Origin of the sequence: Holdemania massiliensis (assembly GCF_022440805.1) — a bacterium.
Lineage (GTDB): Bacteria > Bacillota_I > Bacilli_A > Erysipelotrichales > Erysipelotrichaceae > Holdemania > Holdemania massiliensis_A.
This window is the reverse complement of sequence record NZ_JAKNTK010000001.1, coordinates 934404-946068: the sequence shown is the minus strand read 5'-3', so window position 1 is coordinate 946068 and position 11665 is coordinate 934404. Positions and strand designations below refer to the sequence as shown.

11 protein-coding genes are annotated in these 11665 nt (G+C 50.9%); 4 read left to right on the top strand and 7 right to left on the bottom strand.

All coding sequences use genetic code 11. From position 1 onward, the window contains the following. The first annotated feature begins 23 nt into the window (after window positions 1–23). The 4 genes from MCG46_RS04245 to MCG46_RS04230 all read left to right on the top strand — a co-directional run bounded on the left by MCG46_RS04245 (window position 24) and on the right by MCG46_RS04230 (window position 3704). Entirely contained in the window at window positions 24–290 is a 267-nt protein-coding gene (locus MCG46_RS04245; RefSeq protein ID WP_240277965.1) for a helix-turn-helix domain-containing protein, read from the top strand. A 96-nt stretch (window positions 291–386) separates the two neighbouring features. Next, on the top strand, window positions 387–1691 hold the full coding sequence (locus MCG46_RS04240; RefSeq protein ID WP_240277963.1) for an AlbA family DNA-binding domain-containing protein: 1305 nt from the start codon (window positions 387–389) through the stop codon (window positions 1689–1691). Window positions 1692–1888: 197 nt separating this feature from the next. Beyond that, complete coding sequence (locus MCG46_RS04235) at window positions 1889–3022, top strand: DUF6348 family protein (protein WP_240277961.1); 1134 nt, start codon at window positions 1889–1891, stop codon at window positions 3020–3022. A 415-nt stretch (window positions 3023–3437) separates the two neighbouring features. Beyond that, window positions 3438–3704 carry a helix-turn-helix domain-containing protein gene (locus MCG46_RS04230; RefSeq protein ID WP_240277959.1) on the top strand — a complete coding sequence of 89 codons (267 nt, stop codon included), beginning with the start codon at window positions 3438–3440 and terminating at the stop codon, window positions 3702–3704. Between the two features lie 142 nt (window positions 3705–3846). Here the strand turns inward: MCG46_RS04230 and MCG46_RS04225 are convergent, their stop codons facing one another. From MCG46_RS04225 to MCG46_RS04195, 7 genes are all read right to left on the bottom strand, one after another. After that, a complete protein-coding gene (locus MCG46_RS04225; protein WP_240277957.1) occupies window positions 3847–4623 on the bottom strand; it encodes a ChbG/HpnK family deacetylase in 777 nt (258 codons plus the stop codon). A gap of 12 nt (window positions 4624–4635) precedes the next feature. Next, window positions 4636–5811 (bottom strand): N-acetylglucosamine-6-phosphate deacetylase, encoded by a 1176-nt coding sequence (locus tag MCG46_RS04220; RefSeq protein WP_240277947.1) that lies wholly within the window; start codon window positions 5809–5811, stop codon window positions 4636–4638. Then, window positions 5808–7022 (bottom strand): N-acetylglucosamine-6-phosphate deacetylase, encoded by a 1215-nt coding sequence (locus MCG46_RS04215; protein WP_240277946.1) that lies wholly within the window; start codon window positions 7020–7022, stop codon window positions 5808–5810. The genes MCG46_RS04220 and MCG46_RS04215 overlap by 4 nt, the downstream gene beginning before the upstream one ends. Window positions 7023–7281: 259 nt before the next feature. Further along, window positions 7282–8097: a PTS system mannose/fructose/sorbose family transporter subunit IID gene (locus MCG46_RS04210; protein ID WP_020224838.1), complete on the bottom strand. Its 816-nt coding sequence runs from the start codon at window positions 8095–8097 to the stop codon at window positions 7282–7284. Then, window positions 8097–8891, bottom strand: a complete 795-nt coding sequence (locus MCG46_RS04205) for a PTS mannose/fructose/sorbose/N-acetylgalactosamine transporter subunit IIC (RefSeq protein ID WP_020224839.1) — start codon at window positions 8889–8891, stop codon at window positions 8097–8099. Before MCG46_RS04205 ends, MCG46_RS04210 begins: the two co-directional genes overlap by 1 nt. A gap of 15 nt (window positions 8892–8906) precedes the next feature. Next, the gene (locus tag MCG46_RS04200; RefSeq protein WP_020224840.1) at window positions 8907–9398 is read right to left on the bottom strand and encodes a PTS system mannose/fructose/N-acetylgalactosamine-transporter subunit IIB; all 492 of its coding nucleotides are present in this window, start codon (window positions 9396–9398) and stop codon (window positions 8907–8909) included. A gap of 240 nt (window positions 9399–9638) precedes the next feature. Then, window positions 9639–11642 carry a BglG family transcription antiterminator gene (locus MCG46_RS04195; protein WP_240277945.1) on the bottom strand — a complete coding sequence of 668 codons (2004 nt, stop codon included), beginning with the start codon at window positions 11640–11642 and terminating at the stop codon, window positions 9639–9641. Window positions 11643–11665: the final 23 nt, after the last annotated feature.

Genomic DNA, 11665 nt, shown 5'->3' with positions numbered 1-11665 from the left:
AAGAAAGATGGGGTGTTTAAGTCATGATAGTTTTCGATCGTTTGTGGAAAACGCTGGCCGACAACAATATATCCCGATATAAGCTGATCAAGGATTACGGCATTAGTAAATCCCAGCTGGTTCGGATGAAGAAGAACGCCAACGTCACTGTGTTGACGATTGATCGCTTATGTCAAGTGCTGCATTGCCGCGTGGAAGATATTATGGAATATCAGCCGGATCTTCCCGAATCCCCAAACGGTCAAGAATCGCCATCCTCACAAAATGCTCATTCGGACGCCGAATTTTAATCGCCGTCCTTTTTTGTTTTCTTTTCTGAAAGGAATACTGGAAATCCCGTTGGGAATAGACTACAGTAAAGAGAGAAAAGAAAGGTGGGGATCTTCATGATCGAATTGGCGCAGCTTGCACGTTATCAGGAAAACAACCGGCTGGAAGCCAAGAAAGCCCAGGGTGGACTGCCGCATAGCTTATGGGAAACCTACTCCGCCTTTGCCAATACCGTCGGTGGTGTCCTGCTTTTAGGCGTCATTGAAACACCGGAGAAATATTTTCAGACCGTAGCGCTGAGTGATCCGCAGAAGCTGGCTGATCAGTTCTGGCAGATCGTAACCAATCCGGAATTAGTCAGTGTCAATCTGCTTCAGCGCGATCAGGTTCAGGTTGTCAAAGTTCAGGATCATTGGATCGTTGTGATTGAAGTTCCACAGGCATTGGCCTGTGAAAAGCCGGTCTATCTGGGCGCTTCACCGTTTTCCGGAACCTATCGGCGCGGTGGGGAAGGGGATTATCGCTGTCAGATCAGTGAAGTACAGACAATGATGGAAAATCGGTTCCGCGAACTGCCGGATGGAAGACCGGTGATTTCCGCCACGTTAAGCGATCTAAAAGCTTCTTCAATCCAGACCTATCGAGAGTGTTACCGTAAGATTCAGCCGGATTCGGTCTGGAACATGATTTCGGAGCTTAGTTTTCTGCTTCAGATCAACGCCGTTTATTTTGCGAATGACGGAAGTCTGCGGCCAACGCTGGCGGGATTGTTGATGTTTGGCAGCGAAGAAGTGCTGCATCGTATCTTTCCCGGTCTTTGCCTGAGCAATCAGCTAAGCGGCCATCAGCAGGAAGAAAACTGCTGCGACTTTTACTTCTCTGCCCGTCATCAGGTTCAATGTCAGCATCCTGAGGAAATCGCCTGGGGAATTAATGAAGCGTTGGTCAATGCATTGGCTCACGCTGATTATCAAGATCATCCGCAGATTGAGATCCGTGAAAACGATCAGGAAGTCCAGATCGTCAACAGCGGTCAGCTCACCCGCCGGACACTCCCCGCCAATCCGGTTTTGTATCAGATGTTTCACTTCATCAAAGCCGCTGATGGTCAGGGCACAGGTCTATTGCGGATTGAAGCGATCTGGAAGCAAAAGGGCTGGTCGGTCCCGCAGCTTACCGCTCATCAGCAGCGCCACGAAGTGCTGTTCCGCTTGCCGGTTTCACGCAGGCTTAAAAAGCGGCAGACACTCCAGCAGCGGGTATTGGATCTGATCACCACGGAAATTCAGGCAAGCCCGCAGTATATCCAAACCCAGCTTCATCTGACCTCCGGTCAAACTGAAACTTTACTCCAGGAATTAATGCAGCAGGATCTGATCGAACAAGACCCGGAAAGTCAAGACTTCCGGCTGAAAGCATAGAATCCTTTGCCGAAGCTTCTTTGGCTGATGAGAATCCCGGCAGCTTCCTTTCACTTTACTTTCTGATTGGGCTCCTCGCAAACCTTCCTCCTAAAAAAAGCGGAATGTCTTGTGTCTGATGGAAGTCAGGTTTAGTTTGTTTTTGTTGCGGAAGTTCCCCCTGCGGCGCTACAATAAAAAAGTTGAGGAGTGAAGTTATGAATAATCAAGAATTAAAAAGAGAAAATGCCCGCCTGCTGCAGCAGCTGAGTACAGTCTGCGCCAGCATGGAAGCAAATCGGATAGAAGCCGATCAGCTTGTCTTTCCCCGCTGGGATTTGCGCGTTCGTGCCCAGATTGACAGTTTAGATGAGCGGGTGATGGCGGTTTGTACGTTTGAACTCGACTGTCCGCGCTTTGACGAAACGCTGGTTGAGCGCTGCAGCGGAGCAGGGAAGGATCCGGATCAGGCAATCGGATCGGCTGCGGCCAGCTTCTTATTCGGCATGATGGCGGCCGTCATCACGTTAATGCGCGACGAATCAGTTCTGCAGCTGACAACCGAGTTCGGTGGAAAAGAACGCAAATGGAACTGCATTCAAAGTGAAGTCATCGGCATGGGTCAGCCCCTGAGCACCGATCATCGGCTGGATTACTGGAACGCGCTGAAAGGCTTGTTGCCGCAGGTTCTCGGCAGTCGGAAAGTCACAGTCATTCAAGTTTACGGTGCCCGCCAAGCGGATGGCAGCGTCAATGCGGAATGTCGGGTCAACGGTGTTGTCTGCCGCTTTTTGAGCGAAGCCATTACCGCGGTGGTTCAAACATGGGATAACAGCGAATTTGTTTCCCGCAGGCAGATTTTCCTGCTTGAACAGGACAGAACGCAGGCCGCTTTGTTTCCTTACACAAAAGCTCAGATCCACACCATGACAACCCAAGCCATGCGTCTGTTTCAGGCCTGCGATACTGAAGAAAAGCTCAATCGTTATACAGAAATTCTGAGCCGGGATCTCAATGATGTTTCCCTGGCTGAGCAGTTCCGTTTCTTTCTGCCGGAAATCTGTGCTGAAAATGCCTTTCCTGAGCTGCCGATCGACGAGCATCTTTCCTTACATACGTCCAATCAGACAACTTCGGTGACAATCTTCCAGCTGACTGCGGTGGAATGGATGAAGGAAGCGGTCTACGAAGGGTTTAAGAATGAAGACTTTGATAACGATCTGTTCCGGTTGCTGATCAGCCTCAGTTCGCTGTATGCCGAAGTTCATTCCCGGAAGCAGAAAGGGGAAGCGCTGAAAGATCACCCGGTTACTCTGCAGTTTCCTGTTTCAAACCGGTTTAAGTTATTCTGATTTGAGGCTTACAGTCTGCCATCGCTGGCAGACTTTTTAATCTTAAATCAGATTTAATCAAACTTTATTTTAATCCTTTCAACATGCAGCGCACTCAAGAATTTAATAATTTCTAAACCTCTTACCCCTTGATTTTCCACTCCACTCTAATTTCAGTAATTATCTTCAATAATGATTACATTCTTTTTAAATAAGGCAATGAATCATAATCTTTACAAAAATAATTGTTGCACTATTAAATTTACATCGTTGTTTAAAATGAATTATCCACTTACTTTTTACGCTTTTGGAAGCTCGTTGAAAAAGTCTTGTAAAAAAGCTTAAAAATTAAATATTAAATCTGTTATTTATTTACCCAGCTTATTACCTTTTTGTTCAATTCCCGCTACAATAATCGCGAAGGAAGTGAATATTTATGAATCACGTCAATTATGCCGCCTTAGGCAAGCGCATCCGCGCAATCCGCAGGCATCGGCAAATGACTCAGGAACAACTCGCCGAGGCTGCCGGCCTCTCCATCCCGCATCTGAGCAATGTGGAAAACGCCTCTACCAAGCTCAGTCTGCCCAAACTGACAGACATTGCCAATGCCTTGGAAGTTTCTTTAGACGAACTGGCCGGCGACAGCTTGAAGATCAAACACGTCCGTCCGGATATTGAAGAGCTTGATGACAAACCGTAAGAAATTCCTTACCGATCTCTCAGTTCCCGGATGAATTTCTGCCTTCGCGGCAGATCCGTCTGCTTCAGACAAAACGAGGAAGGGAACGACCTGCGCTCAGGCTTCATGAAAAAAACGGCTTTCTGCAAAGCCGTTTTTTCAGTTAATACTTTGTAATATCACGGAAGGAAATCAATTCAATTTCCTGTTGGGCAAACCAGGTTTTAACCTGCGGTGAAGTCGCGGCTTCCAGATCCTTGATACGCACTTCAGTAAAAGACGACATCTGATAAATTGAACGGTCAAGATAACCAGGATGCAGCGTGACTAACGACAGCGGCAAATCCGCAATCCCGCTGTGATTCTGCAAGAAATAATCAGCCGGCTCCACGCCCTGTTCATAAAAGGAATAGATGGCATTCGCGCGCTGCGGCCGCTGAATCAGCTTATGATCCTGATTTTCCAGGTAGGACAAATGCGGCAGATCATAACGTTTGGCCAGCTCAGCCATCGCTTCCAACAAGTTCCGCGAACGAATCGCATGCCCTTCCAGATACTCCGGCAGTCTGCCGGTCAGCGCGATAAACCGGCGAATCTGTGCTTCGACTTCGGCCAATGCCTGATCTTTACTCGGAACCGGATCCTGTCCGGCGGCCAGAGCGGCACGGCAGAACTTGGAACTGTGGAAAATCCCCTGTTCGTCGATTAATCCGGGAACTACAGCTGGATCGGCGGCAGGCCGGCCTACGACGATATTGATATGCAGTCCCAGACACAAACCTGGAACTTCCTTTATCCACTCCAAGGACGCAGGAGCTGCCGGCATGTTGACCATCACGGCTGTGCTGCGCACAATTCCATCGCGATAGGCCTTCAAAATTCCCAAGCTGATCGCTTCGGTGAAGCCGTAATCATCGGCTTTGATAATACAGCGTTTCATATTTCGTCCTGATTATGCGATCTTCCGCTTCATCGCTTCCGGATTGAAGACATCCTTGTCCTGATTGCGGTCATAGACAATCCGGCCTTCAACCATTGTCATCAAGCATTGATACTGATCGTCAATCACGGCCAGATCAGCCTGCTTGCCCTCCGTCAGAGAGCCCGTCCGCTGATCAATGCCCAAGAATTTCGCCGGATTGAGCGAAGCCATGCGCACCGCGTCTTCCAGCGATACGCCTACGACATTGACCAGCTGGCCGATGTTATACAGCACCCACTTGCCGCTGCCGCAGATCCGTCCATGCAGATCCAGGATCAGACCCTTTTCGTCCGCGATCATCTCTTTGTTATAGCGCATGTAATGCCCGGTCGGCAGCCCCGCGATATAATTGGAATCCGAGATCAGACAGAACTTCTCCACCGGCTGCATTTTCAGGCAGATCTGAATCATCTCTTTGCAGACATGGTTTAAATCCGTGATCAGCTCATAGCGCAGATTGTCTTCCAGCAAATATTGCCCTAATGCTCCGACATTGCGGTGATGAATGCCGCGCATGCCGTTGCACAGATGGGTAACGATATCCAATCCAACTTCCTGCATCGCTTTGTGGATATCCTCGGAATAAGCCTTGGTGTGAGCGGAAGCAACTTTAATCCCATTTTCATGAAGCAGACGGATGACGTCATAAGCTTTCGGCAGTTCCGGCGCAATTGCCATCATCACCATTTTGCCCTTAGCCTTGTCGATCAGCCGCTGGGCTTCCTCCACATCCGGCAGCGGGTAATCTTCACCCACGGTATTTTCTCCCCCGCGCGCCCAGAACGGACCTTCGGAATGAACGCCGTAAATCCAGGCTCCATCCAGCGGAATATCCGTACAGTCGGCAATCGCTTCGAAAGCTTCCTCTTTGGCTGTCGGCAGCACGCCGGTCACCCCGACCGAAGCCACGGCTTTGGCAAAACCCTGAACATCCCGACATGTGGCCGGATCAGTCATCGACCAGCCGCCGAAGCCATGATTGTGGATATCAATGATGCCCGGAATGATCCGCTGATCTTCAAAATCCCAATCAACGGGCCCCTCAGCCGGACCGATACGGACAATTCTACCCTCGTTAATTTCAATCACGCCGTCAACGATGCCGTTCTCCGTGACGATGCGGCGTGAGCGCAGAATGGTGCTCATGCCTGATCCTCCACTTTCATTTCTCGATAGAATTCAGGATTGAACAGGTCAGTGTCCTGCTCGCAGTCATAGACCTTGCGTCCGCGTACATACGTCGCAACGGCCTGATAATCGTCAGTAATGACAACGCAGTCGGCATCCTTGCCGATTTCCAGCGAACCCTTGCGGTCGGCCAGTCCGTATTTTTTAGCCGGATTGAGCGAAGCCATGCGGCTGACTGTACTCATCGGCATGCCCAGCTTTTCGACCAAATTGCCGATGCCGTAGAGCACCGGCTTGGAGCTGCCGCACAACCGTCCGGTATCACTAAGGCAGAAGCCTTCCGGCGTAATCGAAATGATCATGCCTGGATGCCAGCCCTTGTATTGCCCAATCGGCGCCCCGGCCATCCCGGAACAGTCCGAAATCATCATGAAGCGTGACGGATCTTTCAGCTTGAAATACAGCTTGAGCATTTCCAGGCTGATATGCAGGCCGTCACAGATCACTTCACATTCCACATTTTCATTATTCAGCGAAGCACCCAAGCCGCCGATATCGCGATGATGCAGCCCGGTCATGACATTGCCGGTATGCGTCGCTACGGTAATGCCCTTAGCATAAGCAGCCATGGCTTCTTCATATGTGCAGTCGCTGTGCGCATAAGCCAGTGTCACGCCTTGCGACAGGAAATACTCAATGATCGGATCAATCCCCGGAATTTCCGGTGCCAGCGCGACCAGCTTCAGCTTTCCCTGACCATCGGCAACCATCTGCTTCGCGGTATCCAGAGATACTTCCGGCCAGCCGGTTTTGATTCCCTTTTCCCCAACGCGGTTCAGCCATGGGCCTTCGCTGTGTATCCCCACGATATCCGCGCCTTCATTCTCTTCGTCCGCCACTTCGCTGACGCTGCGGATCATCCCCACCGCACAGGTTGGGAAAATGCTGGTGACACCCTGGGAAGCCAAGCCTTTAAGATAATGCCGAATGGTTGGTTTCTGAACCGCCGGATCCTCACTGACCTGTCCCGACAGCCCATATCCGTGTGTCCCATGGTTATGGGTATCGAAAATTCCCGGAATAATCCGCTGATTTCCATAATCCACGGCGCCGGCCAGCCGCTTAGGGTCGGTGGTAAACCCACTCAGCCGCCCATCCTCGATGATCATCGCCCCGGACTGCCACTGGCCGTTCCAGAGAATGCGTTCGCTTTTTAAAATTGTTTCCATCTGTTTCTCCTTTATTTTTCTATTATGTTGTACCAATCCTTGCTCGATCATGGAACAGAATACGCCCCCTCTTTCGATGCGGTGATTCACTTCATGTAGGGGATACCGATTTCTCTCCGTCCGCCACTGCCATTCATTTTATTTTTAGTGATTCCTCTTCCCATCGATAGAGGTGAAAGAATCCTCACTGATTCTTATCGAATCAGAGAAGCCTAAACCGCAAAGCAAAAGGGCTGCGCTGACAGCCCTTCCTTCTTGCTTAGAAGATTCCGAAGAACGCCAGCGCTACACTGAGAACGAGAATTCCCAGAACCAGCGTAACCGGACGAACGCCCTTTTTGATTAATGCAACGAGTCCGAAAACCAAACCGACGGACAGGATGCCCGGCATGATCGAGTTGACAACATCGAGCACGACGACCGAGGTCTGTCCGACCTGGATCGTCCAAGCCAGTTTGACATTGACCATGGAAGCAACCATCGCACCGACCATGCTTAAGCCCAAGATTGCCGCGGCCTTCGTCAGTGAAGTCATCAAACCGGAGGAGAAGATCGAGTCGATGAAGGAAGTTCCCATCGTGTAGCCGATTTTTAGCAGATACCAACGAGCGACAACCTGCGAACCGCCATAAAGCAGCACGAAGATCAAAACGCCTAACAGATTGCCTTCCGCGCATAAGCCGATGCCGATACCGGCTGCAATAACGCGCACGCAGTTGAAGAAGAAGGCGTCGCCGATGCCAGCCGTCGGGCCCATCAAAGCGACTTTGATATTTTCAATCGTATCATCATCGACGCTGCCCTTAGTTACTTTTTCACGTTCCAGCGCATACGCCAGACCCGCGATAAAGCTGAACAGTACAGCGTGCGTGTTGAAGAAGTTGTTGTGCCGAACCAAAGCAGCCTTGCGTTCTTCCGGATCGCTGTAAAGCTCATCAATCGCCGGAGCCATGGTGCAGGTGAACGCATTGCCTTCCATTTTTACCATATTGAAGCCGCAGAAGACCAGTCCGGAATTCCAGAACATGGATTTCAGCGTTTTCTTTTCCTGTTGGGACAATTCCATTTTTGCCATCAGAAGAAATCCTCCTCATTATTGCCTGCGCTGGCTGCGGCCGCGTTCGCCGTTTTCGCATCCAGCAGTTTTTTATCGTTATAGAAGTACATGATTGCAACAACCGCCATGATAATTGCGATTGGCAGCTGACCCAAGCCCAGATATTTGGACAGAACGAAGCCGACGAAGAAGAAACCGCCGATTTCCTTGTCCCAAATCATCGAGGTCAAAATCGCGAAGCCGACGCCGGTCATCATTCCGGAAGCTGCGGACAAACCGCTCATCACCCAAGCCGGCAGACCGCCGATGACACTCTGCAGGCCTTCAACGCCGAAGGCGACAGCCAGAAACAGAATGATCGTCTGCGGCAGACGGTCAACGAACAGACCGCACAGAATAGTCTGGATCCGGAAGCTCTTCATGTTGCCGGTCGCCGCTAAATGCTCCCAATACGGAGCCAGCGAAGCCAGCACTGGTTTATACATTTCACCGACCGTCGCCATCAGCGTGCCGATCGGCATCGCTAACGCCAAACCGGTTTCCGTATCCACGCCGGTCAGAATCGTCATCGCTACCGCAATGATCGAAGCCGAGCAGGCATCCGCCGGCACCGAACCGCCGATGGCCGAAATCCCCATGAAGATCGCTTCCAGCGAAGCGCCCATGATGACACCGGTTGTCAGATCCCCTAATACTAAGCCGGTAATCGCCGCCGTCACGATTGGACGGGCGAAGGTCTGCCACGACATCACGCGGTCGACGCCGTTGACGATCAGCCATGCAAGCATGACTAATAACGCACTTTGAATCATCCTTTTTTCCTCCTCTTATTTAAACAGGTTGGTAATGTCTTCTGCCGGTTCCTCCGGCGTTGTCTGGTAAATACATTTCAGGCCGGTTGCGATCAGATGTTTGAAGCTTTCCACTTCCACTTCGTCGCAATAGATGTTGTTGCCGTAACGCTTGCGCGGCATGCCCGGCTTCTCCGGCGCAATCCGCCCATAGTTGCCGATGTTGATGAATGGAATACCTGGGACTGCAGCCACAACCCGTTCAGCATCCTCCGGACTGTTGACCAGCATCAGAATCTTCATCGCTTCACAGCGCGGATCCTTCAGCAGGGCAATCGCGTCATCAACGCTGCGGATAGCGGTCTTGATTCCGGCCGGCGCCGCCATTTTCAAGCTCTTTTGGATAATTGGACTGTTGGCGGCCGCATCATTGCCAACGACGATGTGATCGACGCCGGTATGCCGTGACCATTTGATGGCGATCTGACCGTGAATCAGCCGCTCGTCGATACGAAACATTTTGATCATGAAACCCCTCCTCACGTCCTTTGAAAGTGGCGATCTTTGCCCGGACTGTTCTGTTGCGGAAATCCGGAAAAAGTCCTGTAGACTTTCTGCGGATTTGTTGAAATAAGCGCGCGTTTATCTTTACACTTGGATTATAAGCGCTTTCAGCGTGAATTACCTCATGGAAAATAAGGATAAAAAAAGGGCAATGTTCGTCATTTGCCCTTGATCAGAGGTAATTTTTTTCGCAGTGTTTAATTTTTATAAATGGATTACATCGCCGCCGGCCTGCAGACACAGCTTGACCGTATTGATTAACAAGCTCAGATCCTGTGTTTTCAACAGATCGTCAATATCCTGCTGATTGACCGCCAGCTGATGGGCAGCCTGTTCCAGAAACCGCAGGCTCTGCAGCCCTGAAGCAAAATCGGCCGTCACATAGATGAGATAGCGGATCTCTTTCTTTTCCCAGGCTCCAGGTTTGGCCAGACGGTAGATTTCAAAACTGTTGCGACGGGTGTATTGGCGGCTTTGGACGATGATGACCGTCTGATGCACAACGCGGAAATCCCGCACCCGTGTCAGTTCCTCCTCCATTTTCTGCACGGCGTAATAATCCCGGCCGTTTTTATAGCTGATCAAATGAATGAAGGCTTCCTTGCCGTCATAAAGAAATTCCGGATAAAAACTGGCGGTATCCCATCCAAACTGATCGAGAATCGGCTGCAGCTGATAGCCGTCCATCACCACCTGATTAAAAAACTGATTGAGCTCACCGGAATCCGGGATCTGATTGATCACCAGATAGGGAATCGTATAGCGGTAGCTGTAGGAAGGAAAGTTCAGCAGCAGGCAGTCATAGTCTTCCTGGTTGAGTCCGCGGACTTCATAGAATTCATAGATGTCGACCGTTTCAAACCAACGATCGCGAAACCGCCGGAAAAGCCGGTTGCGGATGATTTCCGAAGCCACCCGGCCATTGCGGCTGCAGATCAGAACCCGGCGTTTTTTATAGGGATAAGGAACACCGTCGATCAGGGCAAAGAAGCGCACCGCCAGCATGTTGATTTCCATATCGGGGATCGGAACGTCCAGCTGCTTTTCCAAAATCTGGGCAGCACTAACCGCCAGCGCTTCGCTCACTGGGGAATAACGGATTCCGTTGTTGTCGACATGGGAGCCGAGAATCGGATAACGGAAATTCAATGAATCACAGAATAACAGCGGAATCAAACCGGGAATCATCAGCCGGTCATAGTCAGGGAGCGCGGCAAAATCAACGCCCCAGCTTGTTTTCAGGCCTTCCGCAATCTTCCCAGCCAGCTCCTTTGCCAGTTCAAAGCAGCGGGGATAGCGCTGACTCAGCTGCGGACTGTCAAGCGGATCATTCCAGCAAAGCAGAATAGTTTCCAACGCCAGCACCTCGGCTTCGGGCAAATCAAAACCGGTATAGCTCGCCTGCAGCGCCGCGACGATATCCGCGGCAATCTGAGCTTCCTCAAAGGTGCGCAGATAGGCCATTTTCGCTTCTTCCATGGTGATCGTAAATCCCGCCTGAATGCGGTTGCGCACCAAAACCAGATACCAGGCAATGCGGTTAGTATAGGTATCGCTGAGGGCGATCCCGCTTTCCCGCAGCACACGCAGAAAAATATGCCGGATATCGTTGCGTTCGGTATCGTCAACATCAAAATACTGCACATATTCGTCATAGTTCAGAAAGGAGATCGCTTTGTAGTAATGGATCTCGTAGAGTTCCAGCATGCACAGCCGGCGCTGGAATTCATCGCCGATCACCTTGACGCCGTATTTCGGCCGGGAGCGCAGTGTTAGGCCAAAGGCCTCCAGACATTGCCGGACATCCCGCAGCTGACTTTGCAGCGTACGACGTGATAAAAACAACTGATCGGAGATCGCGTCAAAGGTCAGATAATTCTGCGCGACGATCAGCCGGCGGACAATATCGTTGGTCCGGGTAACCGTTTCACTCTTGGTGTAATTCATCGTGCTGAAACGGATTTGAAGCTGTTCCCGAACCGGCTCGTAAAGTTGCAGATCAAGCACCTGCAGCTGATAGCCCTTGCCTTTGCGGGTCAGAATTTCAACGCCGCTGGCCATCGCCAGTTCGCGCAGCTCGGCCATATCGTTTTTTACCGTCCGTTCGCTGACCCCCGCCATTGCGGCTAACTGCCGGGCCTTCAACGGCTGATCGCTGTTGTCCAGAAGATAGAGCATTAACAACAGCCGGTTCTTGGCTACCGCCATCGTATTTCCCCCTTTATTGGCAA

Coding starts and splice junctions, on each gene's coding strand:
- MCG46_RS04245 (WP_240277965.1), top strand. CDS start 24: ATGATAGTTTTCGATCGTTTGTGGAAAACGCTGGCCGACAACAATATA.
- MCG46_RS04240 (WP_240277963.1), top strand. CDS start 387: ATGATCGAATTGGCGCAGCTTGCACGTTATCAGGAAAACAACCGGCTG.
- MCG46_RS04235 (WP_240277961.1), top strand. CDS start 1,889: ATGAATAATCAAGAATTAAAAAGAGAAAATGCCCGCCTGCTGCAGCAG.
- MCG46_RS04230 (WP_240277959.1), top strand. CDS start 3,438: ATGAATCACGTCAATTATGCCGCCTTAGGCAAGCGCATCCGCGCAATC.
- MCG46_RS04225 (WP_240277957.1), bottom strand. CDS start 4,623: ATGAAACGCTGTATTATCAAAGCCGATGATTACGGCTTCACCGAAGCG.
- MCG46_RS04220 (WP_240277947.1), bottom strand. CDS start 5,811: ATGAGCACCATTCTGCGCTCACGCCGCATCGTCACGGAGAACGGCATC.
- MCG46_RS04215 (WP_240277946.1), bottom strand. CDS start 7,022: ATGGAAACAATTTTAAAAAGCGAACGCATTCTCTGGAACGGCCAGTGG.
- MCG46_RS04210 (WP_020224838.1), bottom strand. CDS start 8,097: ATGGCAAAAATGGAATTGTCCCAACAGGAAAAGAAAACGCTGAAATCC.
- MCG46_RS04205 (WP_020224839.1), bottom strand. CDS start 8,891: ATGATTCAAAGTGCGTTATTAGTCATGCTTGCATGGCTGATCGTCAAC.
- MCG46_RS04200 (WP_020224840.1), bottom strand. CDS start 9,398: ATGATCAAAATGTTTCGTATCGACGAGCGGCTGATTCACGGTCAGATC.
- MCG46_RS04195 (WP_240277945.1), bottom strand. CDS start 11,642: ATGGCGGTAGCCAAGAACCGGCTGTTGTTAATGCTCTATCTTCTGGAC.